This is a genomic window from Akkermansia muciniphila ATCC BAA-835, assembly GCF_000020225.1.
Lineage (GTDB): Bacteria > Verrucomicrobiota > Verrucomicrobiia > Verrucomicrobiales > Akkermansiaceae > Akkermansia > Akkermansia muciniphila.
This window is the reverse complement of sequence record NC_010655.1, coordinates 994,972-1,020,456: the sequence shown is the minus strand read 5'-3', so window position 1 is coordinate 1,020,456 and position 25,485 is coordinate 994,972. Positions and strand designations below refer to the sequence as shown.

Genomic DNA, 25,485 nt, shown 5'->3' with positions numbered 1-25,485 from the left:
AAAGTCTACAGCTTTTTATCATGAAGCCGGAGCATCAGGGTTTGTTTCCACCACCTCCAGGCAGACGGACTGGAAGGCCTTTTTCCAGCGGATGCGGATGCCGGCGTCCATCAGAAAGTCGCCTCCCAGCCTTCGTTCGTGAACATCCGTGAGAGAGCCGTCTTCATTCATGTTGATTTCCCGCACCAAGTACCTAGCGGAAAAATTCAGGCCTTTCAGGCGCAGGGGCGGAGGGGAATCCGCCAGCCATTTATCCATCAGCCAGGCGAAAACGACAGCCCGTTTTCCGCATACATACATCAGGGAGGCCACCCGGCTTTCATACGGGGAGGAAAGCCGGTACAAGTCACCGAACTGGACTACGGGGCGGATGCGCTTGTATTCCGCCAGAGCCCGTTTGGAAAAAACCATGTCCTCCTCCGTCATGTCACATGGCTGGAGTTCAAAACCAAGCCGGCCGGACATGGCCACGTCAAACCGGAATTTGAGCGGAGCAGAGCGGCCCGTCTGGTGGTTGGGGGAGGCGGTCACATGGGCGGCCATGGAAATAGCCGGGAACAGGTGGCCTATGCCCCACTGCATGAACACGCGTTCATAAGCGTCCGTGTTGTCGGACGTCCAGAATTCATGATGCTTCCGCATGGTTCCATAGTCGGCGCGGCCTCCTCCGGAGGAACAGGCCTGGAATATCACATCCGGGAATTCCGCCGCCAGCGTCTCAAGAATACGTTCATAGCCCCGCACATAGTCAATGGGCAGATTCCCCTGGCGGCAGGCATCCAGCCAGGGAGAGCCGGGGTCGGAAATTTTGCGGTTGCAATCCCATTTGACGTAGGAAATACCCGGATGCTCCCCAAGCAGCTTCCGCATGGCATCAAGAATGTACCTGCATACATGAGGATTGCTCAGGTCCAGCAAATACTGGCTGCGTTCCAGCCTGTTTTCCCGATGCGGGAGACCGATGGCCCACTCCGGATGGTTCTGATAAAGCTCCGAATGAGGGTTCACCATTTCCGGCTCCACCCAGATGCCGAAGCGTATTCCCAGTTTTTCCGCCTGGCGAATGAGGTCTTCCAGTCCATGAGGCAATTTAGCGCGGTTAACCTGCCAGTCCCCCAATCCGGCACGGGCGTCATTGCGGGGGAACCGGCCGCCAAACCAGCCGTCATCCAGCACGAAAAGCTCTATCCCCAAGTCTGCCGCACGTTTCATCATGCCGTGCAGCACTTTTTCCGTAAAGGTAAAATACACCCCCTCCCAGGAATTCAGCAAGGTCGGCCTCTCTGATTCTCCACCGCGCAGGCCGTAACGGCGCGCCCAGCGGTGGATGCGCCGGGAGGCCTCTCCCTTGCCGTTTTTACTGTGCGCCAGAATGAGGGGCGGCGTCTTGAACACACCGCCGCCGTCCAGCAGATAGGGCGCGGGAGCCATATCCAGCCCCGCTCCGGCAAAAAGGTAATGATACGGGCTGTGCCGGAACCATATCCGGTAATTGCCGGACCATGCCAGCGCCCCCAGAACCACCTCCCCGGAATCCTCCCGCGCCGGACCGTCCAGAGAGATGATGAATCCGGGGCTTCCCTCCTGGGCGGTGCGGGTGCCGGTTCCGGATACCAGGGCAAGTTCATGCCCCCGGGCCACTTCTTCCTCACTCATCAGGGACTCGCCGCCCCAGGTGCCGCGGAAGCTGGTGACGAAATACCGTTCTGCGCGCAAACCCAGCTGTGCGGATGCCGCGCGGTGCAGGCGGATGCCTTCTTTCCCTTCGTTCCGAATCACCGCCCATTGCAGAAAAGTGTCCGATTCCCTGTGGGAGCGCACGTGGATTTCCACCCGCACAGGGTAGGAAGGGTCCTTCCCATAGAAGACGGCTTCTTCCCGGTCGTCATCCAGTTCCAGCACTTCCCAATCCAGGCATTCCAGGCTCAGGGAAAGGGCCCCGTCCGCCTGGGTTACGCAAATGCAGTACTCGCCGGACGCATTGGGAAGCCCTGTTACGGAATCCGCCAGGGAGGAATACAGGAGAGGAGCATCCGCGGCGTTTTCCAGGGCATCCTCCGGTTCACGCAGCTTCGGTCCGTAATAGGCGCGGCGCACACGGCCCTGTTCATCTTTGTACAGGGTCATCTGAGAGGAACGGGTCAGCAAATGAACGGAATCCGGAATCATGATCGGCAAATGCGGAAAGGGCCAGTTACTTATTCAGGCAGGCAAAAACGCTCCTGCCTTATCCACATTAAGGGCCTCCACGGACGGGGAAGTCAATGGCAAAATGACAGGAGTTCCCGAGCGTTTCCCCTACTCCTTCCACAGAAGGGAAGAGGGGCGGAATTTCATGGTTTTCGATTCATGCACCAGCAGCCTGCCGCCGTTTTCCGGATGGCGTACGATGCGGGCGCGGCGCCGCTTGACGCGGAAAGTGCCAAAGCCCCGGAATTTCACCAGCGACCGCCTCCGGACTGCTCGCGCAATCGTCTCCAGCACCGCGTTCAACGCATGTTCCGCCTGCCGGGAAGTAACGTCATTCCCCAGCTCACGCTGGAGCTCCCGGATAAATTGTGTTTTGTTCATAGGCCTCCCAGTATGAGGCCCCCGTTTCTCCGGTAAAGCGGCAACGGCGCACCCTCATTCCTGCCACTATACCCATACAAATCCCCCCCTTCCATTCCGGCCTGCGAGTTTCCTCCTTGCCCCCGCGGGCCGGCCCCATTAAGGTTCAGGGGAAATGCCTGCCGCTGATGCCCCGTGCCCGGAACAAGCGTTCAACGCAACTGCGCTGAAGTGGCACACCTGCGCCTGGCTTCTGCTGCCCGTCCTGGTATTCCTGGCCGGGTGGATGCACTGGTACGCCGCTCTCCCCCTCATGTTTTTGACGGCTGCGGGACTGGCTCCCCGAAAACGCAAGGAACCGCAAACAAGGGATTCCCTCCCTGCCTTCCCCCTGTTTACCCGCTCTTCATTTCTCGCCCTGGCGGCGTTTGCCGCCCTGATGACGCTTTCCGGCTGGGGGGAATGGGTCAACCAGCACCCTGACCATATCGTCAGAAACGCCTGCCTGCGTGAATTGGTAGCCAGCCCATGGCCCGTCATCTTTCCGGACGGGAACATGCTGGTTTACAACACGGGGCTCTGGCTAATCCCAGCCCTGGCGGGAAAACTGGCGGGGCTGGATGCCGCGCGCGTGCTTGTCGTTCTGTGGGGAGCCTGGGGACTGTTTCTTGCCTGGCTGTGGCTCTGCGTTTTCTCCGGACGCCGCTCCCTGCTGCTCGCCCTGCTGATGGCGGCATTCGGTTCTCTGCTGAATTTCCAGTGCTGGCTGGGGCTGGACCTGTTCCGCCTGCATTACTTCGGCACGGCGGAACAAATCATGTGCAGCGCAAACGCTTCCATTCCAGTTCTGCTCTTTTTCATCTTCCTGGCTTCGGGACGCATGCCTCTGCCCTGGATACCCCTTCTGTTCGCAGCCACGGCCTTTTATTCCCCCCTCGCGGCCCTCGGAGGGCTACCCCTGGCGGCCTGCCAGTGGTACCGTCAGTGGAGAGGCGTCCCCCCTCTCCGGGATGTCCTGCTCCATCCCTCCTTTTCGGCCTCCGTTCTGCTGGGAGTGTGCTTCCTTCTTTATTATGGGACGGTAAACGCGCCATCCTCCCACATGGGCATGCGGCCTTTTTATACGCATCCGGGGGATTTCCCGCTTATGGCGACCTCATTCCTGCTGTACGCCCTGTTCTGCTGGCGGGATTTCCGGAGGAATCCCCTCTTTATCTGTACGCTGGCAACCGGCCTGATTCTGCCTTTTTTTTACGTGAACGGAGACGTCAATGACCTGCTTTGCAAAGGAAGCGTTCCGGTCATGGCCTGCCTGCTTGCCTTTCTGGCTTCCTCCTGGACGCGGCATCCCGGTTTCCGCGTCTGGATATGGCTTCTGCTGGCGTTCGGAATGGCGCCCCGGTTCAACATTCCCTATTATTGCTGTTCTTCCAGCGCCCTCCAGGCGTTTCTGGCGCCTCCGGCTTCGGAAACAGAGCCTTCTTCCTTCGTCAGCCGGGAGTGGAAGCAGCTCTTCTATACGCCCCAGGCGCGCCGTCAGGATGAATGGGGCCGCACCATGCACCACCCCGAACACCGGTGGTATCCCTACTATTCCGGCACGCCGCGCCCATGGCTGCGCTTCATTTACCGTTTTTAACGGCAATCGCTCCGCCCCGGAAAAAGATTCCGCACGCTGCCTTTTTTAAAGGAGCCGGAGGGATGCCGGGAGGATTTTTTCGCTTCCTATAAAATAAACAAAAGAACTTTTGGAATTGTTCCCCGTCATCTTGGCTGGAGCATGAAAATACCGGACGTTCCCCGCATACATTCCGTTTCCTATTTGGGCTTGCGGGAAAACTCCGCCCAGGTTTCTTCAATAATTCCGGCAAGAGGTTTTCCATACTTGTCCACTTCACTCTTAGGGAACAGGCTCTTGATCAATTCTCCGGAAACAGGGTCAATGATAAACACAGCGGGAGGACCAAGAACCACATACGGCGCACGGGGAGAATCCGCACACCCCACGATTTTTGCGGCTTCTTCCGGAACCATTTTAAAATTAAACGTCCCCGGAGAATTGCCCGGCGCCTGTTTGGTGTCCACCAGCCAAAATATAAATTTTTTCCCGGCGGCATTTTTGAAATTTGTTTTTTTGATATATTCCCGGGTAAAAATATTGCACTGGGAACACCACGAAGAACCAGTAAGATAAATTACCAGCGGCAGTTTTTTCTTCATAGCTTCATTACGGAGTTTGTCAAAAACGGGACTGCCCGACTTATTAACTTCAGGTATCCTGTCTTTATTGGCAAACCCGAAAATGGGAGGACGCTGTTGAGCTATGCCGGCCTGAGGGGCAAACAACCCTGAAACCGCAGCGGAACAACACAAAGAAAGAAAAAATCTCATACGTGCTCCTACTATAAACACTATCCCGGAAGAGTCAAACAGCAAGCATTCCCCGGTTTCCAAGTAAAAAAGAAATGCCCTTTACACGGTCCATAGCAGGGCTATTCACTTGCCAAGTCCGGATGAAGCTGTAAGAATCCGCGCCATGAGAAAACTCCTGATCCGCTCCTGTCTGATTGCCGGGCTGGCCTGGACCTCTTCCTGCGCCTCCAACAAGGAAACGGCACCTCAGGACCCCGCCCCAGTTCCTGCCGTTCAGCCGGAACAAACCGCTTCAGCTAACCAGCCCGCACCTTGGGCGCCCGCTCCGGCGCAACAGGAGATTCTTCCAGAGGATGAGAATGAAGAATCCGCACCGGGGCCGGCTGTCTTGCCGGGCGATTTCCGCCCCGGACTGCGCACCCCCCGGCTGCCGGAAACCCTGCTGTACGATCTGGACGGCAAGTTGATTACCCCTTCCGCCCCATAATCTTTTCTCACCACCATGACTGCGACCATTCCCAAGGGTTTCCACCCCGAACCTTTTTCCTACCACCAAGAGCTTGAACTGGATATTGACGCCCTTTCCAATGCAGGCGACGGCATCGGCCGCGTGGACGGATGGGTGGTTTTCGTCCCCTTCGCCCTGCCGGGAGACCGTGTAAAGGCGCGCGTCTGGCGTAATGACAGGAACTATTCCTCCGCCGATCTGGTGGAAGTAATTAACCCCAGCCCGGACCGCGTGGAACCGGGCTGCCGCCTGTTCGGAACCTGTGGGGGATGCCAGTACCAGCATTTTTCCTATGACCGCCAGCTTCTCTGGAAGACCCGGCAGGTAGCGGATCTGCTCCGCTTGCAGGCAGGGCTGGAACTGCCCGTCAATCCGGCCGTAGCCTCCCCCCGCCAATACCATTACCGCTCCAAGATTACGCCCCATTTTGACAGGCCGAAGGAAGGAGGCAAGCCGGCCATCGGTTTCCTGAAAGCAGGCTCCAGAAGGGACGTAGTGGACGTGCCGCAATGCCCGATTGCCATGGAGTGCATCAATGAAGCCCTGCCCCTGGCCCGCAAAAGCGTTTACCAGGCCGCAGCCCGGTTCAAGCGGGGAGCCACCATTCTGCTCCGGGCCTCGGAAGGAACTGTCATCACCAATAACAATGCCGTCGCCTGCGAACGGGTGGGCGATTTGGAATTCCATTTTCTGGCGGGAGACTTTTTCCAGAATAATCCTTTCATTCTTCCGCTTTTTACGGATTACGTGGCCCAACAGGCGAGTATGGACGGGGAGGAATTCCTGGTGGACGCCTACTGCGGTTCCGGCCTGTTCGCCCTGAGCCTGGCGAAGAAATTTAAAAAAGTGCTGGGCGTGGAAGTCAGCGAGACTTCCGCGGACTGGGCACGCAGCAATGCCCGCAGCAACGGAATTGAACACGCGGAATTCCTGGCGGCGGACGCCGGAGCCATTTTTGCCCGGGTGGATTTCCCCGCGGAAAAAACCGCCGTGGTGATCGACCCTCCCCGGAAAGGATGCAGTGCGGAATTTTTGGCCCAGTTATTTGCCTTCGGCCCCGGAAAAGTCGTTTACGTTTCCTGCAATCCCGCCACCCAGATACGGGATCTGGCGGAATTCGACAAGGCCGGGTATTTCGTCACCGCCGTCCAGCCCTTTGACCTGTTCCCCCAGACCAAGCATCTGGAATGCGTGGTCACCCTGAAAAAAAATACCTGATTTTTTCCATGCCCAAGCTTTATATCAAAACCTACGGCTGCCAGATGAACGAACGGGACTCCGAACAGGTGGCCCGCATGTTCGTGCAGAAGGGCTACACCATGACGGACCGCGAGGATGAGGCGGACGTCATCCTGTTCAACTCCTGTTCCATCCGGGAACAGGCGGAACAAAAGGCTCTGGGAAAAATGGGGCTTCTGGCCAAGCAGCAGCGGCATCGTCCGCATGTAGTGTACGGCATGATGGGCTGCATGGCCCAAAGTAAAAAAGAGGAACTGTTCAAGGAACTGCCGCGCCTGGACCTCGTGGTCGGCACCCAGAAATACCACCGCGTATTTGAACATGTGGACGGCATTCTGCGCGCGCGCCAGGAACGCCGCATGGATGAGTTGCAAACCGCCTTTTCCGGTACGCATGTGTGCGATGTGGCGGAAGAGGCGGATTCCCAGAACCGAATCCGGGATCACCTGAATCCCGGCGTGCGCTCCACGGCGTATGTCTCCATCATGCAGGGGTGCGAAATGAAGTGCGCCTACTGCATTGTTCCCTACACCCGCGGCGCAGAACGCAGCCGCCCCATCCGGGACGTGGTGGATGAGGTGAAGATGCTGGCGGACGCCGGCGTGAAGGAAGTCACGCTGCTGGGCCAGATCGTCAACCGATACGGCAGGCAGATGGAAACGGCAGGCGGCAAGGGCGGCTTCGTCCAGCTGCTGGAAGCCGTGCATGAAGTGGAAGGAATCCGGCGCATCCGCTTCGTTTCCCCGCATCCCATCGGTTTCCGCCAGGATCTGGTGCAGGCGTTCACCTACCTTCCCAAGTTGTGCAGCCACATTCATTTCCCGATGCAGAGCGGCAGCGACCGCATCCTGAAAATGATGCGCAGGCCGTACAGGAATGAAACCTATCTGGACCTTTGCTCCCGGATGAAGCAGGCACGCCCGGATTTGTCCATCACCACGGATATCATTGTGGGCTTCCCAGGAGAAACGGAGGAGGATTACCTGCTGACCAGGCAGGCCGTGGAACAGGTCCAGTTTGACAACGCATTCATTTTCCGCTATTCCCCGCGCCGCGGCACACCCGCCGCCGTGATGGAGAATCAGATTCCGGAAGAAGTGAAGGAAGCGCGCAACCAGGATCTTCTGGCCGTAGTCAATGAAATAGCTATCCGGAAAAACCGGGATCTGGTAGGCACCGTGCAGGAAGTTCTTCTGGAAGGGCCGTCCAAAACGAATGCGGCGCGCCTCTCCGGCCGGACCTCCCAGAACAAGCCCGTCATGGTGGATGCCGCCCCTGACCTGGCGGGAGAGATCCTTCCCATCCGCATTGAGGAAAGCACGGGATTTACTCTGTACGGCGTTCCATGCCCCTCCAGGGGATGATTTGCACGCTCTTTTCTTCCATTCGCAGATAGAGGCTTCCGGTTTCCCGGAGACGGTATACGGCTGTTCCCTCCGGTACGGGGCATTCATGCTCCGTCGTGAAAATGACCGCGCGGGCGCCTGTGGCCCTGATCCACGCTGCGCTGTCCACCGGGTCGCGCGGATGATGCCCGATGAGCAATACGTCCGCCCGCGGTGTTTTTTCCGCGCGCGCCAGGGAAGAAAACCCGGTATTCCCTATCATCAGGAACCGCCGCCCGCGGCATTCCCATGACAACACCCGGCTCCGGTCCTGACGGATTCCCGTGCGCAACGGGACAGGAAAATCTTCCAGCACAAGTGCATTGCCCGGCCGTAACCTCCATTGCCGGACGGGACATTCCCCGGGCTCCGCGCCCCAGTTCCGGATTCCGGGATATTCCTTCTCCAGTTCTTTCTCTCCGGCCCGTTCTGCCTTGCCGTTTCCCCAGGACAGCATGCCGCAGGGCCGGACACTGCGCGCCTTCAGCACGGGAAGGAGGGTGTACCGCACCGCATCTTCCGTTCCGCTTCCCACAACCAATGCGGGATTGGAAATGACTGTGGCCCAGGCATCCTTCTGCAAGGGAACGATAACAGCTTCATTTTCCCCGGAAGGCGGTGCGGAAGAAAGATAACTGTACGGCAGGGAAGCCACTCCCCCGGCTACGGACAGCATGGCGGACGCCAGCCAGGAAGCGGCCGTATTACAGACATGCAGCATCCACGGGCACCACGCGAACATCAGCCCGGACAGGGAAATGCCCATAAGGGGAAAGACAAGTACGCTCAGGCACAAATTGGTCAAGGGAGCATACAGGTTCCAGGTTCCGAAGTGCCATGCCGTCAGGGGAATGGAAGCCAGCCACGCCCCCACGGAGACGATCAGCGCGCCGCGGCATGCTTTTTCCAGCCGCACCAGGAATCTTTCCCGCGCATGATAAATCCGGGGAGGAATAAACGGGTCCGGCGACCACAGGGGCTTTTCCCGACTGAGCCATTCCGCCAGGCAGACAATGACGGCAAAAACGCAAAAAGAAAGCTGGAACCCCGGCTGGAAAACCTGGAGCGGGTTCATTAAACAGAGGAGGATGAAAGCGAGTGCCAGAATATTGGCCGGATGTCCCTTTCTGCGCAGCACAAACGCCAGAAGCCAGACTGTCGCCATGATGAACGCCCGCAGGGCGGAAGCGGACATCCCGGTCACGAACACGTACGCCGCCAGCAAAAGGATGCAGGCCAGCCGGGCCGCACGGGGGTGCACATGCAAAAGCCTCAGCATACCCAGAACCAGCATGGCGGCCACGCCCACATGCATGCCGCTGACAGCGAATACATGCATGCAGCCGCTTTCCAGAAACTTCGCCATCGTTTCCAGCCTCGCGTCCGTCTTGTCCCCAAGCACGGCGGAAACCATCACCTGCCGGGCCTCATCATCCGGAGGGGCGCCCTCCCTGAGCAGGGAGGCAGCCCTTTCCCGGAGCCGCAGGGAAAAAGCCCGGAAACGGCTGCGCCAGTCTCCCGGCCCGTTCCGGCAGTACTCATCCAGCCGGATTCCGGCGATGATGCCGTGCAGGTACCCCCAACGCTCCCGGTCAAAGATGCCGGGACCGCACGGCGCCTGAAGCGGATACGCCTCTCCCCTGATCCGGTAGCGTTCCCCTGCCTCCAGAGGGCAGGCCCCGTCACGGGAGGAAACCGCGTACAGCCACCGGGAACCATCCGGGCGAAACAACACGGATTTTCCGGAAACAGCCTCAACGGAGCCTTCCATAACCATGACTCTCCCCGCTTCCACGGGAACGCCTGCGTATTCCCGTTCATACGCGAAAAGATATACGGCGGCCCACATCGCCAGGGCAACGGCAAGCACCCCCATGGAGGGCGCACGTAAAAAACACGGCAGCGACGCCAGGCAGAAGCATGGAATCCAGAGCCAAAGGGAAACATCCATTGCCGCGCAGGCGCACAGCAGGGACAAAGCCGGAATCAGCAAGGGAGCAGATGCCGTCATCCGTTCCGGCCACGGACGCAGAACACGCCGAACTTCTTCCATGCAGGGTGAACCTTACGGCATGGCATCCGCACCATCCGGCTCCAGCGGGAGGACGGAAGGCAGCGGAAGAACAACGTTGGCAGGCAGGGGGGCCTTGCGCTGGAGCACTCTGGGAGCCAGGGCCTCGCTTGTCTCATAAGCTCCGCGGAACATTTCCAGCTTGGCGTCCAGATTGTCGATGTAATGCAGGGCCACCGCTTCCGGCGTTTTGGGAAACACGGGGGAGCCGAAGGCAAGTTCCCCGTGGTGGGACGCAATCAGGTGCAGCAGGTGCATGCGCACGTCCGGGGAAGGAGGGTCCAGCGTCTTCCAGGAATCCGCTTCCGGAAGGGACATGATGCGCTTCCACAAATTGTTGACCAGTTCAATGCCCAGCGGAATATGGCCCAGCAGTTCTCCGGCCTCCGAATAGGGCATCGTAAAATCCTCCTTCGGGTAGCAATTTTCCCACAACTTCCCGCAGTCGTGAAACAGACACCCGGCCAGCAGAAGATCACGGTTCAGGCCCGGATTTGCCTGGCAGACGGCAGAGGCCGTGCGCATCATCCCCGCTACGTGCTCCACCAGTCCGCCACGGCGGGCGTGATGGTAGGTGCGGGCGGCGGCGGCGCGCTGGAGGCGTTCCCCGAACTGCTCAATGAATTCAATGCACAGGGCGCGTATGCGCGGATCATTCATGCCCTTGATGAGTACGCAAATTTCCTTCAGATCAGCTTCCTGCTTTTTCTTCAAGGTTCCGGAACCGGCCAGAAAGCTTTCCTTTTCCCGTTCGTCCAGCAACCGCACGTCCAGATCGGAAACTTCCATGCCGAACCCTCCCTTGGCCCATTGGCCGCGCAGGCTCACGAAACTGCGGAGGGGCAGGGAAGCGAGCGTCCGGAACCAGGGTTTATCCTCCCACACCTTCAGTCCCATTGTCCCTTCCGCATCGGCAAAAGACACATCCAGATACGGCTTGTTGCCCTTGGTCATCTTCTGCGCGCACTGGGCAATCTGGGCAAAAACTTCCGCTTCAAGCTGGCCTTCCGCGGCCAGCTTGCCCAACTCCATGAGACTGACTTGTTCCATGCGTGCCATCTTGCCCCTCTTCCCTCCATCCGTCAAGAAAACGCCGGAGGACTACGATAATAAAAAAAGGAAACCGCTTATTTTCCCAATACGCCCAGCTCGGCAACGGCAACATGGCTGCCTTCCACCACCCGCTTGCCTACAAAACGCAGATAACGTGCTTTGACAGGCGCTTTCAGGTCAATCCGCTGCGGAACGGGATTGGCGCGGATATTAGAGAACTCCCCCTCCGCAGCGGGAGCCCCCCATGTGTTCCCATCCATGCTCAAATAGACGGCATAGCGGTCAACCGTTCCCGTTGAGGAATCCCTGCGCGGCGTATAGATAACGGCGGCAACGTTAACCGGACGCCCCATGTCGATCTCCAGCGCCTGCGGAGGCGCCAGCTCTCCCTGGGCGGCATGCGTATGCCAGAGGGTGGAAGAATCTCCGTCAATAGCCAGTTCCGGAGCGGCGGCGCTTCTTTCCCCGGCCACCACTTTCCAGTCCCGCGTGGGGACAGGAATAATCTGAGTGGTTACGGAAGATTTTCTGCCGCGATATTCGGCCGCCGCTTTCACCGTCCCCCCGGCAGGGAGAAAGAAAGGATTCCTGTACATGGCGGACTGCGGACCGGGTTCCGTTCCATCCGTGGTGTACCTGATCACTACGTTCTCCGCGGAAGCCAGGGTCACCCGTCCATTGCGGTCATAATTCACCGCCGGAGCATTCAGGATGACGGGATACTTCCATAAAGAAACCTCGCACAGGGCCGGAACGGCCCGGGATTGTTCCAGCACCACGCGCACTCCATCCGCCGTCACGGGCCTTCCTTTCAGAAGAACTCTGGCCCCTATGCTGGCCCCCTCCGTCCACTTGCTCCACTGGCCGTTCTCACGCACCTCCACACGGAATTTGCGCACCCTCTGCCCCAGTTGGATGGGCTCTGCCAGCCGGATGACGTCAAACGCCGCGGGCTCCGGCAATTTCAATACCACGCAGGGATGCTTATCTTCCGGAGCGGCCACCCAGTACGTCGTCCGTTTCCGGTCCAGAACCTGTTCCGCACCGTGCCCCTTCCAAGAAGAGGAGGACTCAGCCTGTGCACCGGAGGCGAAGTTGCGGGAATACAACTCATCCAGCAGCACACGGAAGCCCGCCAGAGACTTTTTATCCTCTTCATGAATGCGGCCGCGGCGGTCCGGCGGCACATTCAAATTCAAATTGGCCCCTCTGCCTACGCTGTCAAAATACAACTTCAGCAGATTTTCCGGCGTCCGGACGCGGGAATTTTCATGCTCATGCCAGAACCAGCCCGGACGAATGGAAACATCCACCTCCGCAGGAATCCAGTACTTGCCGTCCATGGTGCCTTCCGTGCCCAGCCGGTAGCGCACGGTGCCGGGCGCGGGTTCCGTCCCGGCTTGCAGCGGAACGGGGGTGTATGTGGCCCAGCAGGGATAACCCGCATAGCCGCTTTCATTGCCTACCCAGCGGACATCCGGCCCTACGTCGGAAAAGATGACGGCTCCGGGCTGCCGTTTCTTCAACTCACCCCAAGTTGCCTTCCAGTCGTAATACGCGCTCCGGTCGATAGAACGCCTTTCCCGCGCTCCTCCGTAATACCCATCCCCTCCGTTCGCTCCGTCAAACCAAGCCAGGAAAATGGAACCGTATCCCGTCGCCAGCTCTTTCAACTGCTGACGGTACATCCGGATATAATCCGGCGTTCCGTAAGAGGCGGCATTGCGGTCCCACGGAGACAGATAAACACCGAACCTGACGCCATACTTTCCGCACGCGCGGGACACCTCCTTCACCACATCGCCCTTCCCCTGCTTCCACGGAGAAGCCGCTACACTATGGAGGGTCGTCTTTGTGGGCCACAGGCAAAAACCGTCATGATGCTTGCAGGTCAGCACCACCCCTTTGAACCCGGCGTCCGCCAGCGTCCTGACAAGATCATCCGCATCGAAATCGGAAGGATGAAACAGCTCCGGCTTTTCGTCTCCATAGCCCCACTCTTTTCCAGTAAAGGTATTAATCGTAAAATGGACAAAGGCATACATCTCCATGTCATGCCATTCAAGCTGCTCCGCGGAAGGAACAGGCTTTAACGGCGTTAAACAGCCCTTCGGCCCGGCTCCTGCAAAACAGGCCGTGCACAGGGCCCCTCCCAATACGGCCGCCTTAATCAACTGGTTTAAATTCATTACCAACAATCACTATCGTTTTAACTCCTCGTACGTTCCTGGCGGTCTTATTCTTTCCGATCAAGTCATGCAGGCCTTTTAGTCTCTCTTCCTCTCTGCGGCATTGATAAACTTCCTTTCCATTCCGAACTTACCGCCATGCCATACATCGGATGCCACCTCTCCTCCGCAAAAGGCTATGAAGCCATGGGCCGGGTTGCCCTCTCCATCGGCGCCAATACTTTTCAGTTCTTTACCCGCAATCCGCGGGGGAGCAAAGCCAAAGCTATTGACGAACAGGATATTGCCCGTTTTCTGGAATTAGCGCGAAATAACGGATTCGGCACGCTGCTGGCACACGCCCCCTACACGTTGAACCCCTGTTCCGCAGACCCCAGTGTCGCCCGTTTTGCGGCCCAGGTACTGAAAGAGGATCTGGAACTCATGGAACATCTGCCGGGGAATCTTTATAACTTCCATCCCGGCTGCCACGTAGGGCAGGGAGTGGAAAAAGGCATTGAACTGGTGGCGGATCAATTAAACGACGTGCTTTCGCCGGAACAAAAGACCATTGTTTTGCTGGAAACCATGTCCGGCAAGGGAAGCGAAGTCGGCCGGACCTTTGAAGAACTGGCCGCCATCATGGAGCGGGTGGACCTGAAGGACAAACTTGGCGTATGCCTGGATACCTGCCATGTCTATTCCGCCGGATATGATATCGTCAACAGGCTGGATTCCGTACTGGAACATTTTGATGCCGTGCTGGGTCTGGAACGCCTGCGCGCCATCCATCTGAATGACAGCATGACACCCTTTTCCTCCTTCAAGGACCGCCATGAAACCATCGGCAAGGGTTCCCTGGGAGAACAGGCCTTCATCAACATCATCAACCATCCCGTTCTGCGGGAATTGCCCTTTTTCCTGGAAACGCCCAGGGACGACGCCGGGCACGGCGAAGAAATAACGTGGCTGAAGGAACATTACCGCAACTGAACCGCCGCCAAGGGGTTTCCGTACTGATTGAACTCCGGTCTTTCTCCCGGAGAAAAAGCTTGCATCCGCTCCGGATACGGGATACACAAACCTTGTGAATTAGTTTAAACTAATTCCAATATCTGGTTTCCAAGGAAAAAACCATCCGATTTTTATGAAAGAAATGCGCATCGCGAAAATAACAGGGCGTGAAATTCTGGATTCACGCGGCAACCCCACCATTGAGGCGGACGTTTATCTGGAAGGAGGCGCCGTAGGCACGGCGGGCGTCCCCAGCGGAGCTTCCACCGGGGAACATGAAGCCTGGGAACTCAGGGATGGCGACACAACCCGCTACCAGGGTAAGGGAGTCACCAAGGCCGTAGACAACATCCGTAACGTCATTGCTCCGGCCCTGATCGGTCTGGAAGCCACGGAACAAACCACGGCGGATGCCCTCATGAATTCCCTGGACGGCACATTCAACAAGGCCAAACTGGGGGCCAACGCCATTCTGGGTGTTTCCCTGGCGCTTGCCAAGGCGGCGGCGGCCCAGCTGCATCAGCCCCTGTACCGCTACCTGGGCGGCCCGAACGCCAAGGTCCTTCCCGTTCCGATGATGAACATCATCAACGGAGGCGCCCACTCCGACGCGCCTATTGATTTCCAGGAATTCATGATCGTCCCGTCCGGCGCTCCCACCTTCCGGGAAGCTCTACGTTATGGCGCGGAAGTTTTCCATGCGCTGAAATCCGTTCTTCATGACCGCGGCCTCTCCACCGCCGTGGGCGACGAAGGCGGCTTCGCCCCCAAGCTGAACTCTGCGGAAGACGCCCTGGATTGCATCGCCCAGGCGGTGGACAAGGCCGGTTACCGGTTCGGGGAGGACATTTCCATTGCCCTGGACGTGGCTTCCTCCGAATTTTATGAACCGGAATCCGGGCTGTATGTTTTCAAGAAATCCGACGGCAGCCGCAGAACCGCCGCAGAGCTGACGGACTACTATGTGGAACTGAAGAAAAAATATCCCATCGTCTCCATCGAAGACGGCTGTGCGGAAAACGACTGGGACGGATGGAAAATCCTGACGGAAAAACTTGGCAAAAGCACTCAGCTTGTCGGAGATGACCTCTTTGTCACCAACGTGGAATTCCTCAGAAAAGGCATCCATCTGGGCGTGGGGAACTCCATCCTGGTGAAGGTCAATCAAATCGGCTCGCTGACGGAAACGCTGGACGCCGTGGAGCTGGCCATGGGCAACCGCTATACCGCCGTTATTTCCCACCGTTCCGGAGAAACGGAGGACGCCACCATCGCGGACATTGCCGTAGGAACCAACGCCGGACAAATCAAAACCGGCTCTTTGAGCCGTTCCGACCGTATGGCCAAATATAACCGCCTTCTCCGGATTGAAGAAGAACTGGGAGAATCCGCCCGCTACGGCAACGGATTCGGCCTGTTCTGACCTTTTTGCTGGAACTGGTATCAAGCAACGCCAAACCCCGGCCGCCGCGAGGCGGTGCGGGGATTTTTCATCTCCGGAGGCAACTGCATCCTTTTCTTTGAAACAAAATATGCCATGCTGGCCCTTCGGAGTCCTCCCCTGCCGATAAGTTTTCCGCTCTGCGTCATGCCTGCCCGCTTCTTCCTTCCCGCACGCCTTCCGCTATGCGCGGGGTTGTTGTACCTGGCGCTACCCCTCCTCCTTTTTCTGCTGGGATGGGTGCATCCGGCTTTTTCCGTACCGCTTTGCGCCGCACTGGCATGCGGGCTGTACGCCTGCGCTCGGCATCTTCCGGCACAAAGGTTTCCGTTAAGCGGGCGCGGATTGGCCGTGCTGGGCCTCCTCTCCTTCTTCTGCCTGATGCTGGTGCTGTTGTGCGGATTCACGGGCCACTGCCAGCAACACGCGGATTTTATTATCCGCAATGCCGTTTACGAACATCTTGCAGCAAATTCCTGGCCCCTCGTCACGGAGGACGGACATCATTTCATCTACTACCTGGGCCATTGGCTGCCTCCGGCGCTGGCGGCTTCTTTCTGCCCGGAATCATGGGCTCCCTGGCTGCTGGCCCTGTGGACCTTTCTTGGGCTGGAACTGGCGCTGCTGGCGGCAACCGTCCGCTGGGGAATCCGGAAGACGGCCCGCTGGGCGCTGATCCTCCTCTGCCTCGGCTCTCCGGCAGCGGTGCCGGACTGCCTGGGAATTCCCCTCTCCTCCCTGTTTGCGGAATACAATGCCCAGATGGTCCTGTTTATCGGCATGCCCGTCCAACTCTTCAACACATTCAATCACGCCGTTCCGGCGCTATTGTGCGCCGTATTCGTCCTGACGCGCTCCCTGCCTCCCTCCGGGTATTATCTCGCGGGAACGCTTCTGCTGCCGTCCTCCCCGCTGGGCGCCCTTCTGCTCCTTCCGTATATGGCGTATGAAACCCTGTTCCGCCGCTCGTCGGCACGGAAACCTCTTTCCCGTCTCCGTTCCCTTCTGGGCCAGCCGGTTTTCTGGCTCGCGGCCCTGTGCACGGCCGTCATGGCCGTCTTTTATTCCCATTTGGACGGAGGAGGGCAATTTTCCTGCCTGTTTGACGCAAAATATGCGGAAATCTACCATTACGGGCAGCAGCGGCTTCTGCTCCATCCCGGTTCCGCCAAATACGCCAGCTTCCTGCTGGCCCTGGCCCTGGGGATCCTGCTGCCGGGGGCGCTCCTCTTCCCAAAATGCCGGAAAAACCCGTTGTACTACATCACGCTGGGCATGATGGCAGGCAGTCTCTTTTTCCGCACGGGCATCATGAACAATGAACTTCTCTTTAAAGCTCCGGCCGTCCTCTATCCCTTCCTTTCCCTGCTCTTTCTCCGGGCCCTCCGCCGGGGAGGCGTGAAATACCGGACCCTCCTGGTTCTTTATCTCGTTTTTTCCGCCCTCCCGAACCTGCAATGCATCATGGAAAAAGCGGGAACATTCTCCACCCGGGCGAGCATCATGCGGAAACATTGGCAGACGGCCAACGGCACGCCTGACTGCCCGGACGCTCTCATCCGCCGCCAGTTCATGAAAAAGGACGGCCATCCCCTTCCCTCCTGGCTATTCAAAACCGGAACAAAGCCACAATCACGGCGGCAATAATCAATCCAGGCTGATGCCGAATATATCCGAAAGGGAACTGGAATCCACATCCAGTGCGTCTTCTCCTCCGGGAACGGGTTCCGGAGCTTTCGGAATCAAAACGGAGGAATCCATTCCGCGCAGGGTGAACAACAACTCCGGCTGCTTATCCAGCATCACGCCGAAAGCGTACAGGACTGCGGCCGCATGCTTGCACAAATCCGCCCAATCCGGACAGGAACAGGAAAAACGCCACTCTTCCGGCGCGGGAAACAGGCCGCCTTCCGGAGCGCACAGGATTTCCAGCAGCTCGGGAGACAAATTCCCTTTCAGCAGATCAATCCAGGAACCAATCTGCCCGGCGCATCGTGCGCGCAGCCGGGCAAGCGCCTCTTCATCCGGGGGGGAGACCTGGATGCAAACCTCATACAAATGTTCACCCATCACCAGAGCATCGATGCGGCCGGGAACCGTTTTAAGGTCCAGAACACAGCCATAGCGCAGGTAGGTCCGGCCGGGGGCCAGCCGCATCCCGTACACCTCGCACGCAGACAGGCTCTTCATCCATTCCTTCCCCCAGAACCTTTTCGCCAGGGTACGCCCGGAAACCGTTATGGGGCGCAGTTCCATCCCCTCTGCAGCCAGTTCCGCCGCCTTTTCCTCCGCGCGTTTCCGCAAATCTTCCCGTTTCAGAGGCATTTCATCATCCATACGCACGGCATCGTAATAACATATCCGCCCCCGTCCGCCACAGGGAAAAGACAGCCATGCTCCGTTTCTCTCTTTTCCGGCTCCACTCCGGTTTTCCAGGCATGCGGATTTTTCCCAGTTCCGCGGAATCTGCCTCCATTACCCATTTCAGGCTTTCAAAACGGAAGCTCCTGGGGCACAACATGTGGGTCATGTGGAAAGGCAGATTTTCTAAACCCACCGCTGATCTGGTTCAACGCTACGGCGAATCCGTCTCCTACGACTGGAGGCTTTTCCGCCAGGACATTGCCGGATCCATCGCCCATGCGCGGGCCCAGCTCAAGGCTGGCCTGCTTTCGCAGGAAGAATTCAACGCCATTGAATCCGGCCTGAAAGACATCCTGAAAGACATTGAAGCAGGCAACTTCTCGTGGAGCCGGGAACTGGAGGACGTGCACATGAACATTGAAAGCGAACTCACCCGGCGCATCGGCGCTCCGGGCGCCAAGCTGCATACCGCACGCTCCCGCAATGACCAGGTAGCTACGGACACGCGGCTTTACTGCCGGGCGGAAATCGATGAAATTCTGGGAAAAGTGCGCCATCTGCAGCGCGCGCTGGTCATGAAGGCGAAGGAATACGCGGATGCCATGATGCCGGGCTATACTCACCTGCAGCGCGCCCAGCCCGTCACCATGGGCCATCACCTGCTGGCTTACGTGGAAATGCTGGACCGGGATGCGGACCGCCTCAAGGACTGCCGCAGGCGCCTGAACGTCTCCCCGCTCGGTTCCGGAGCCATCGCCGGTTCCACCATCTGCCTGGACCGCCACGGAATTGCCGTGGAACTGGGTTTTGACGCAGTTACAGAAAACTCCATGGATGCGATTGCCGACCGGGATTACATCATGGAAATCCTTTTTGACCTGGCCGTGGTCGGAGCCCATCTCTCCCGCATGAGCGAGGACGTCATCCTGTGGTGCACGGCGGAATTCGGCTTCGCTTCCTTGTCCGACGCCCATACGACAGGTTCATCCCTGATGCCCCAGAAAAAAAATCCGGACGTCGCGGAACTCACACGCGGAAAAACGGGGCGGCTGTACGGTAACCTCACCGCCGTTATGGTGGCTGTCAAAGGGCTTCCCCTGACTTACAACCGCGACCTCCAGGAAGACAAGGAACCCCTGTTCGATTCCATTGATACGGTTAAACTGGCCCTGGACGTCAATGCGGAAATGATAGCCGCCATGACGGTGAACACGGCCAGGGCCAGGGAAGCGGCGTCCGACCCCATGCTGCTGGCCACGGACCTGGCGGATTATCTGGTGCGCCGCGGGGTCCCCTTCCGGAAGGCCCATGAGCTGGTCGGGAAGGCAGTCGCCATGAGCATCTCCACGGGTACGCCGCTCAACAAGCTGAGCGACGAACAATTCGCCTCCATTTCAAATGCATATGGAACAGACGCGCGCGACGTATTTGAATTGACAAAAGCCTTCGCCCAGCGTACCAACCCGGGGGCTCCCAATTCCGACAACACCCGCCGCCGCATCGCCTACTGGGAAGGCATCCTTTCCAAGTAACGCCGCCTGCGGAGGCGGACGGGAACGAAGAGAGCCTGCCGTCCGTCTCCGCGGGGCGCCTCCGGGTGCAGGAAGGGGACGCTTCAACCCCGCCGGCGGCGGCCTCCACCGCAGCCGGCCAACCATCCCGGCAGCCATGTTCAAACCTGCTCTTCTTTCCTCTCTCAAAACTTATACCAAACAAACCTTTCTGGCGGACCTTTTTGCGGGACTGACCGTCGGTGTAGTAGCCATTCCGCTGGCCATGGCCTTTGCCATCGCATGCGGACTCTCCCCAACCCAGGGCCTCATCACCGCCATTGTGGCCGGGTTCCTCATCTCCCTGTTCAGCGGAAGCAAATATCAAATAGGCGGCCCCACCGGAGCCTTCGTGATCATTATCATGGGCGTCCTGGAGCAATACCACGCATCCGGTCTGCTGGTCTGCACATTGATGGCGGGCCTCTTCCTCATCATCTTTGGGTTCTGCCGCATGGGGGCGCTCATCCGCTTTATTCCATTCCCTGTCACCACAGGGTTCACCTCCGGCATCGCCGTGGTAATCTTTTCCACGCAAATTAAAGACATCTTCGGCCTCACCATCACGGAAAAAATTCCCGGAGAGTTCATTGAAAAATGGGCGTGTTACTTCCATTACTTCCACACCATCAACTGGGCGGCGCTGGGGCTGGCCGCCGGCACCGTAATCATTACCCTGCTGAGCCGCCGCTTCTGGCCCAGAATACCGGCCATGCTAGTGGGCATGCTGGGCATGACGGCCGTTTCCGTGGCGTTTTCGTTGCCTGTGACAACCATCGGGCAAGCCTTCGGCAGCCTCCCGAATACACTCCCCCTGCCCTCCCTGCCCAGCATTGACTGGAGTACCCTGGGGGCGCTGACGGCCCCTGCTTTCACCATCGCGCTGCTGGCGGCGATCGAATCCCTGTTAAGCGCCTCCGTGGCGGACGGCATGACCGGAGGGCGCCACAAGCCCAACATGGAGCTGATTGCACAAGGCATCGGCAACATCGGCTCCGCCCTGTTTGGCGGCATTCCGGCCACCGGAGCCATTGCCCGCACCGCCACTAACATCAAGGCTGGAGCTAAAAGCCCGGTTTCCGGCATGATTCACGCCCTGACCCTGCTAGCCATTCTGATGGCCTTTGCCCACTATGCCCAGCAGATTCCCCTGGCTGTCCTGGCGGGCATTCTGACGGTAGTGTGCTACAACATGAGTGAAATACACACGTTCAGCCGTCTGCTGAAAGGGCCCAGGCAGGATGCGGCGGTGCTGGTAATCACCTTCCTGCTGACCGTGTTTGTGGACCTCGTTGTAGCCGTGGAAGTAGGCGTGGTGCTGGCCGCCCTGCTCTTCATGGGCCGCATGGCCCAAATCAGCGATGTTTCCGCCATCAAAAACGAACTGCTGGAAAATGATGAGGAAGATGATGGAAACCGCTCTGCCGCCAAGCTGGACATCCCGGAAGGTGTGGAAGTTTTCGACGTGAAAGGTCCCTTCTTCTTCGGTGCCGTGGAGCAATTCAAGGACCAGGTGCTGGAAACGCTGGAACATGATACCAAGGTGGTTATCCTGCGCATGCGCCTGGTTCCCGCGCTGGACGCCACCGGCCTGAACGTCCTTTCCGACTTCTGCCACCAGTGCCGGGAACACGGTTCCACCCTGCTGGTTTGCGGCGTGCAGCCCCAGCCTCTGGACGTCATCCGCCACGCGCCCTTTTACCGGGAGCTGAAACGCTACAATATCTGCGAGAATATTGACGCCGCCCTGAACCGGGCCTGCAAAATCATCAACGGCCCTGCGCCCAAACACCTGTAACGGCGGCCGTCCCCCCGTGCGGTCAGGGAGCAAGACCTCACTCTGCCTTATTCACGGCCTTCCGGTACGGGTGAGGCTTCTCCTGCTGCAAACAGCCAGAAATAACAACCTCGGGGAAAATGAGGGAAGGCCCCTTGCATTCCCTCATCCGGCTCATCTCCGGGAATCAGGCGGCACAATACAGCCTGTTAACTCTTATTGGGCCTTCCGGCAAAACAGGATGCCCGAGCATGGATCAACGGGCCCCGCAAGCCCGTTCCCGGTAAAGTGAAATAGCCTCGCATGCTCACGAAAAGCAGAAACGCGCCGCACTCCGAACCGGCTCCGTCAGTCGGGAAAGCGGAACCTGTTGAATTGCGCAGCTGAATACTCCAATACGGCACGGATAAGTCCCGTTAATAATCCGCCGCCTGCTCCTCATAGCGGGAAAGAAGAAAGTCCAGGTCTTCCAGCAGAGACTGGCAGGAACGGTCCCAGCGCTTCCTTCCCCGGAGAGCCATCACGCATTCCTTCCTGCCTGTGAAGCAATACCTGGTAATGCCATGCCCCCGCAATTCCTCCACCTGCTTTTTCAGTTCGCAGGCAAAAAACAGCCAGAACGGCACGCTGCGGGCAATCTCCGCGACGCAGACCGTCATGGGCGGCATCTCCTCCCTAAGCTCCTTTGCAAGGTGTTCCAGGCCCACTTCCGTGAGCATGCGGCGCAGACGCGCATACAGCTCGGACACCTTCATGACGGACAAATCGCACTCATGCTCCAGATAATAACGCACGGAAGCCAGCAGGTCTTCCTTGAACGGAAGGGTTGTTCCGGCACGCCGGGCAGCGTGCTCCAAAGCATCCGCCAGCCATTGTTCCCCGTACTCGGTAATCAGGCAATCACCAAGCTTGAGCAACGGTCTGTTGTTTCGGAAGCCGATCATGGAACAGGAAATTTAAAGAATGGGAAGCTTGCGCTGCAGGGGATCAATAAGCGTCTGGTGGCGCATCTGCGTAATCTCCTGGATAAACTCCTCCACATTGGAAAACTGGCGGTACACGGACACATAGCGGATATAAGCCACGGGATCTATGGCATACAATTTTTCAATCACCTTCTTGCCAATCTCGCTGGAAGGGACTTCGCGCAAATGGTCGCGGTGCAATTCGGAAATGATCTCTTCCACGGCGCGGTCCAGGCGATCCATGCTGACGGGCCTTTTTTCACACGCCTTTACCAGGCCGCGTAAAATCTTTTCACGATTCAGGGCTTCTCTCAGATTATCCCTTTTGACTACGCGCAACTCCGTGCGTTCAATCTGCTCATAGGTCGTATAACGGTAATCGCACCTCAAACACACGCGGCGGCGGCGAATGGTCGTCCCGTCTTTGGACATACGGGAGTCGATGACCTTATCTTCCAAATGACCGCACTGAACGCATCTCATGGCGCGACCATACTACTACATAACGCATCCATAAAGGAAAAAGTACGCCAAATATAGTACAGTAGACTTGATGATCAATGCTTCCCAAGCAGAACTTCCTGTGAATAAACCGGGGTAAAAATGCCGCAGGTCATGCCCCTGTTCGGTTTCCAGACCGCTCCGCTCCTGTGAATAAGAAAAAAGCCTATGGTCCTTCCGGGAGGAAAAAACGTATTTTTTAACCTCCTCCCTCCACTAAAAAATACGGCAAGCATTCCGGACCGTACCAGGTCTATTGATTACGGATTCACCGTGCCGCCTTGATTAACGACACTGCCCGCAACAGGTCTGGAGCCATTCAGATTCAGCACAGCGCCCTGCTTGACGAAGACTTTGCCCAAATTCACGGCCTTCCCCTCCATACCCTTCAAAGTCATCTCCACCTTTCCGGACAACGTCCAGGAACATTTCAGGGCAGAGGGCAGCACCTGTTCCAATACGACGCGGGCCGCTTCCGCCGTTTCTCCGCCGCCTTCCGCTTGGGTTACATGCACCTCCGCCTGGCCGGACAAACGGACAGGCATGGCTTTTTCCTGAACCGGCGAGGGCTTAATCTCCACGGCAGAACCACCCGGAATATTCCAGGACTGCCGGCCCGCCAGCTGTACATTCGTCCTCAACTGCAAATTTTTCCCCTCCGCCAGGCGAATACCTCCCGGCCCGATTACCAAACGGTCTCCGGAACTTCCCTTGCTCCGGACGATAACAGTCTTGACGGCCGGATCCTCCACACGGATACCAAACAACTTCACCACCCCTGACACCAGGCTGGGTTTTACGGAAGAAGCCACATTCCACACGCATACGTTCTTCCCCGGCATTTTCCGGTTCATCCACGCGTCCGGAGAACCCAGGGGAAGATCGTAACGACCGCTTCGCACGGAGCCGGTATCCTTCCCGGCCATCCGGGCGGCTTCATAAGCAAAACGGGCTCCTATGCTGATCTGAGACTGGCCGCTGTAATGCACTCCCATTTGATCTCCTGCGGTCAGTTTGGGAAGATCTCGGGTAGGGGCATAGCCCAGGGATGGACGGGATTCTGCCAGATCCTTCATCACCTGGCGGGTTGTCTTTCCCTGAACTTCCGTATCGCGTCCTTCCAGGCTGCCGGTAAGGTTACCCGTTTCCGGATCAGATTCATTCTTTCCGGCCCAATTGGCATTTTCTCCAAGGACGGCTTTCTGCGCGGCCAGTGCAGATGTATCCCCGTACGGTTTCAGATCTGCCGCCAGATTGCCCAGAAGTTCCAGAAAGCGGGAAGCGCTCTCCGGAACGGAAGTTCCGGCATTGCTTTCCCCCTGCAAATACAAAAGCCCGGCAAACTCCACTTTGGAATACTTGGACCTGTCCACACCCGCACAGGCATTCTTGACGGCCTGCACCAGCGTCCTGTAAGCCTGGCCGTTTTTCTGCCAATGGGAATTGTCGCCGCCGTCCCGGGAAGCTTTCACGACCGCAACGTCCGCATCCTTGAACCATCCATTCTTCTCCAGAGTAAAGGCAAATCCGTATTCCGGCCCCATGCATAAATTGCCGTTATAACGCGGCATAGCAGGCCTTACCTGCTCCCAGGATGTGGAAGCGCCGGGAAACACGCCTTCCCTTTGCCCAAAATTTTCATGCCAGTACAGAGTCTCCTTCGGTTCATACTTTTTTAACAGCTCCGGAGAAGCAGGGCTGCCCTTCACCGCCCCCAGCGAATTGGATTGGCCCGTCAGCAAAAAAATCTTCAATTCTTTTGCAGAACACACGGAAAAAAAGCACAGGAAAAATAAAAAGGATAGAAAACGAATCATTTGAATTGCCTTTACCTAGGGACGACTATAGCTGCCGGAATTTTCTTTTTCAACCGTCAACTATTACCCATAGGAGCATGAACAGGGAGATGTAGGAAAAGACCAGCAGTCTTAAAACCCCATTCAAAGTTTTCCGAGGAATCATTAGGAAAAAGAAAACCCGGAAGAATCATTTTCTCCCGGGTTTCTTCAAACAATTTTCTGAAAATAATGACGCAAAGGCGCATGGGCAGTTTTTTGCTTCCCTTTCCCGCCTCTATCAGGCTTCCTGCCTTCTGCGCCTCCGCATGGCCAGTCCCGCCACACCCAGCAGGCTCCGGGAAGCCGTCGCCGGTTCCGGGACCAAATACGCAGACATGGCAGCCTCATGAAGTATAGCTTCCTACGGATAACTCCTGAACGTTCGAGGAGGATAGCAACAGATCACATAAAGAATGTAGGGGGAGAAGAACGGGACCGAGCAAGAAAAGAACAGGCCCCGCGAGTCAAGTGACTGGCGGGGCCTGATGGAAAAAAATCCCGGCGGCGACCTACTCTTGCGGGACCTGTCGTCCGACTACCATTGGCGCGGCAGCGTTTCACTTCCGGGTTCGGAACGGGACCGGGTGGGACCACTGCGCTCTGGCCACCGGGCTTCAGGGGGAAGAGGTGATTTTTTCTTCATCCTGCCTGCCCGGGAGCCCTGCTTTTTTGGGGGCTTCTGAGTGAG

Annotated in this window: 20 protein-coding genes and 1 rRNA gene; 9 read left to right on the top strand and 12 right to left on the bottom strand. The window is 57.9% G+C overall.

The genetic code is table 11. From position 1 onward, the window contains the following. Positions 1-18 precede the first annotated feature (18 nt). Together AMUC_RS04630 and AMUC_RS04625 are read right to left on the bottom strand one after the other, a co-directional pair. Positions 19-2,169: an alpha-galactosidase gene (locus AMUC_RS04630; protein ID WP_012419903.1), complete on the bottom strand. Its 2,151-nt coding sequence runs from the start codon at positions 2,167-2,169 to the stop codon at positions 19-21. 129 nt (positions 2,170-2,298) lie between these two features. Beyond that, on the bottom strand, positions 2,299-2,571 hold the full coding sequence (locus AMUC_RS04625) for an HU family DNA-binding protein (protein WP_012419902.1): 273 nt from the start codon (positions 2,569-2,571) through the stop codon (positions 2,299-2,301). Between the two features lie 154 nt (positions 2,572-2,725). Here AMUC_RS04625 and AMUC_RS04620 point away from each other — a divergent pair, with 154 nt between their 5' ends. Then, entirely contained in the window at positions 2,726-4,189 is a 1,464-nt protein-coding gene (locus AMUC_RS04620; protein WP_012419901.1) for a hypothetical protein, read from the top strand. A gap of 179 nt (positions 4,190-4,368) precedes the next feature. Here AMUC_RS04620 and AMUC_RS13030 read toward each other — a convergent pair whose 3' ends face one another. Continuing rightward, the gene (locus tag AMUC_RS13030) at positions 4,369-4,770 is read right to left on the bottom strand and encodes a thioredoxin family protein (RefSeq protein WP_042447795.1); all 402 of its coding nucleotides are present in this window, start codon (positions 4,768-4,770) and stop codon (positions 4,369-4,371) included. 316 nt (positions 4,771-5,086) lie between these two features. Between AMUC_RS13030 and AMUC_RS04610 the strand changes: the two genes are divergently transcribed. The 3 genes from AMUC_RS04610 to miaB are packed head-to-tail and all read left to right on the top strand — an operon-like array spanning position 5,087 to position 8,034. Further along, positions 5,087-5,410 carry a hypothetical protein gene (locus AMUC_RS04610; RefSeq protein ID WP_012419899.1) on the top strand — a complete coding sequence of 108 codons (324 nt, stop codon included), beginning with the start codon at positions 5,087-5,089 and terminating at the stop codon, positions 5,408-5,410. A gap of 15 nt (positions 5,411-5,425) precedes the next feature. Next, positions 5,426-6,649 (top strand): class I SAM-dependent RNA methyltransferase, encoded by a 1,224-nt coding sequence (locus AMUC_RS04605; protein WP_012419898.1) that lies wholly within the window; start codon positions 5,426-5,428, stop codon positions 6,647-6,649. Positions 6,650-6,657: 8 nt separating this feature from the next. Further along, positions 6,658-8,034, top strand: coding sequence for a tRNA (N6-isopentenyl adenosine(37)-C2)-methylthiotransferase MiaB (gene miaB, locus AMUC_RS04600; protein WP_012419897.1), 1,377 nt, complete (start codon positions 6,658-6,660; stop codon positions 8,032-8,034). Here miaB and AMUC_RS04595 read toward each other — a convergent pair. The 3 genes from AMUC_RS04595 to AMUC_RS04585 form a co-directional block, all read right to left on the bottom strand. Then, positions 7,997-10,108 (bottom strand): ComEC/Rec2 family competence protein, encoded by a 2,112-nt coding sequence (locus tag AMUC_RS04595; RefSeq protein ID WP_081429115.1) that lies wholly within the window; start codon positions 10,106-10,108, stop codon positions 7,997-7,999. The two genes, miaB and AMUC_RS04595, sit on opposite strands and share 38 nt — an antisense overlap. A 12-nt stretch (positions 10,109-10,120) precedes the next feature. Next, positions 10,121-11,176, bottom strand: a complete 1,056-nt coding sequence (locus AMUC_RS04590) for a 3'-5' exoribonuclease YhaM family protein (protein WP_157738245.1) — start codon at positions 11,174-11,176, stop codon at positions 10,121-10,123. 77 nt (positions 11,177-11,253) lie between these two features. Further along, positions 11,254-13,368, bottom strand: a complete 2,115-nt coding sequence (locus AMUC_RS04585) for an alpha-L-fucosidase (protein WP_012419894.1) — start codon at positions 13,366-13,368, stop codon at positions 11,254-11,256. Positions 13,369-13,506: 138 nt separating this feature from the next. Between AMUC_RS04585 and AMUC_RS04580 the strand changes: the two genes are divergently transcribed. The 3 genes from AMUC_RS04580 to AMUC_RS04570 all read left to right on the top strand — a co-directional run bounded on the left by AMUC_RS04580 (position 13,507) and on the right by AMUC_RS04570 (position 17,449). Beyond that, positions 13,507-14,340: a deoxyribonuclease IV gene (locus AMUC_RS04580; RefSeq protein WP_012419893.1), complete on the top strand. Its 834-nt coding sequence runs from the start codon at positions 13,507-13,509 to the stop codon at positions 14,338-14,340. Between the two features lie 154 nt (positions 14,341-14,494). Beyond that, entirely contained in the window at positions 14,495-15,784 is a 1,290-nt protein-coding gene (gene eno, locus AMUC_RS04575; protein WP_012419892.1) for a phosphopyruvate hydratase, read from the top strand. Positions 15,785-15,949: 165 nt separating this feature from the next. Next, positions 15,950-17,449, top strand: a complete 1,500-nt coding sequence (locus AMUC_RS04570; protein WP_012419891.1) for a hypothetical protein — start codon at positions 15,950-15,952, stop codon at positions 17,447-17,449. Here AMUC_RS04570 and AMUC_RS04565 read toward each other — a convergent pair whose 3' ends face one another. Then, the gene (locus AMUC_RS04565; protein ID WP_012419890.1) at positions 17,450-18,139 is read right to left on the bottom strand and encodes an SWIM zinc finger family protein; all 690 of its coding nucleotides are present in this window, start codon (positions 18,137-18,139) and stop codon (positions 17,450-17,452) included. Between the two features lie 191 nt (positions 18,140-18,330). On the opposite strand from AMUC_RS04565, the gene argH reads away from it, so the two are divergent. Continuing rightward, positions 18,331-19,698, top strand: coding sequence for an argininosuccinate lyase (gene argH / locus AMUC_RS04560; RefSeq protein ID WP_035196275.1), 1,368 nt, complete (start codon positions 18,331-18,333; stop codon positions 19,696-19,698). 136 nt (positions 19,699-19,834) lie between these two features. Continuing rightward, on the top strand, positions 19,835-21,514 hold the full coding sequence (locus tag AMUC_RS04555; RefSeq protein ID WP_012419888.1) for a SulP family inorganic anion transporter: 1,680 nt from the start codon (positions 19,835-19,837) through the stop codon (positions 21,512-21,514). Between the two features lie 395 nt (positions 21,515-21,909). On the opposite strand, the gene AMUC_RS04550 is transcribed toward AMUC_RS04555, so the two are convergent. The 5 genes from AMUC_RS04550 to rrf all read right to left on the bottom strand — a co-directional run bounded on the left by AMUC_RS04550 (position 21,910) and on the right by rrf (position 25,409). Further along, the gene (locus AMUC_RS04550; RefSeq protein WP_012419887.1) at positions 21,910-22,437 is read right to left on the bottom strand and encodes a hypothetical protein; all 528 of its coding nucleotides are present in this window, start codon (positions 22,435-22,437) and stop codon (positions 21,910-21,912) included. Positions 22,438-22,449: 12 nt separating this feature from the next. Beyond that, positions 22,450-22,941 (bottom strand): transcriptional regulator NrdR, encoded by a 492-nt coding sequence (gene nrdR, locus AMUC_RS04545; RefSeq protein ID WP_012419886.1) that lies wholly within the window; start codon positions 22,939-22,941, stop codon positions 22,450-22,452. A 278-nt stretch (positions 22,942-23,219) separates the two neighbouring features. Next, complete coding sequence (locus AMUC_RS04535; protein ID WP_157738244.1) at positions 23,220-24,713, bottom strand: sialate O-acetylesterase; 1,494 nt, start codon at positions 24,711-24,713, stop codon at positions 23,220-23,222. Positions 24,714-25,035: 322 nt separating this feature from the next. Further along, positions 25,036-25,134 (bottom strand): PEP-CTERM sorting domain-containing protein, encoded by a 99-nt coding sequence (locus AMUC_RS12530; protein WP_123038927.1) that lies wholly within the window; start codon positions 25,132-25,134, stop codon positions 25,036-25,038. Positions 25,135-25,293: 159 nt separating this feature from the next. Continuing rightward, positions 25,294-25,409 (bottom strand): 5S ribosomal RNA (rrf, locus tag AMUC_RS04530). Between the last annotated feature and the right edge of the window lie 76 nt (positions 25,410-25,485).

Excerpts from the sequence above, each read along its gene's own strand:
- AMUC_RS04630 (WP_012419903.1), bottom strand. The coding sequence starts at position 2,169 with ATGATTCCGGATTCCGTTCATTTGCTGACCCGTTCCTCTCAGATGACC.
- AMUC_RS04625 (WP_012419902.1), bottom strand. The coding sequence starts at position 2,571 with ATGAACAAAACACAATTTATCCGGGAGCTCCAGCGTGAGCTGGGGAAT.
- AMUC_RS04620 (WP_012419901.1), top strand. The coding sequence starts at position 2,726 with ATGCCTGCCGCTGATGCCCCGTGCCCGGAACAAGCGTTCAACGCAACT.
- AMUC_RS13030 (WP_042447795.1), bottom strand. The coding sequence starts at position 4,770 with ATGAAGAAAAAACTGCCGCTGGTAATTTATCTTACTGGTTCTTCGTGG.
- AMUC_RS04610 (WP_012419899.1), top strand. The coding sequence starts at position 5,087 with ATGAGAAAACTCCTGATCCGCTCCTGTCTGATTGCCGGGCTGGCCTGG.
- AMUC_RS04605 (WP_012419898.1), top strand. The coding sequence starts at position 5,426 with ATGACTGCGACCATTCCCAAGGGTTTCCACCCCGAACCTTTTTCCTAC.
- miaB (WP_012419897.1), top strand. The coding sequence starts at position 6,658 with ATGCCCAAGCTTTATATCAAAACCTACGGCTGCCAGATGAACGAACGG.
- AMUC_RS04595 (WP_081429115.1), bottom strand. The coding sequence starts at position 10,108 with ATGGAAGAAGTTCGGCGTGTTCTGCGTCCGTGGCCGGAACGGATGACG.
- AMUC_RS04590 (WP_157738245.1), bottom strand. The coding sequence starts at position 11,176 with ATGGAACAAGTCAGTCTCATGGAGTTGGGCAAGCTGGCCGCGGAAGGC.
- AMUC_RS04585 (WP_012419894.1), bottom strand. The coding sequence starts at position 13,368 with ATGAATTTAAACCAGTTGATTAAGGCGGCCGTATTGGGAGGGGCCCTG.
- AMUC_RS04580 (WP_012419893.1), top strand. The coding sequence starts at position 13,507 with ATGCCATACATCGGATGCCACCTCTCCTCCGCAAAAGGCTATGAAGCC.
- eno (WP_012419892.1), top strand. The coding sequence starts at position 14,495 with ATGAAAGAAATGCGCATCGCGAAAATAACAGGGCGTGAAATTCTGGAT.
- AMUC_RS04570 (WP_012419891.1), top strand. The coding sequence starts at position 15,950 with ATGCCTGCCCGCTTCTTCCTTCCCGCACGCCTTCCGCTATGCGCGGGG.
- AMUC_RS04565 (WP_012419890.1), bottom strand. The coding sequence starts at position 18,139 with ATGGATGATGAAATGCCTCTGAAACGGGAAGATTTGCGGAAACGCGCG.
- argH (WP_035196275.1), top strand. The coding sequence starts at position 18,331 with ATGTGGAAAGGCAGATTTTCTAAACCCACCGCTGATCTGGTTCAACGC.
- AMUC_RS04555 (WP_012419888.1), top strand. The coding sequence starts at position 19,835 with ATGTTCAAACCTGCTCTTCTTTCCTCTCTCAAAACTTATACCAAACAA.
- AMUC_RS04550 (WP_012419887.1), bottom strand. The coding sequence starts at position 22,437 with ATGATCGGCTTCCGAAACAACAGACCGTTGCTCAAGCTTGGTGATTGC.
- nrdR (WP_012419886.1), bottom strand. The coding sequence starts at position 22,941 with ATGAGATGCGTTCAGTGCGGTCATTTGGAAGATAAGGTCATCGACTCC.
- AMUC_RS12530 (WP_123038927.1), bottom strand. The coding sequence starts at position 25,134 with ATGTCTGCGTATTTGGTCCCGGAACCGGCGACGGCTTCCCGGAGCCTG.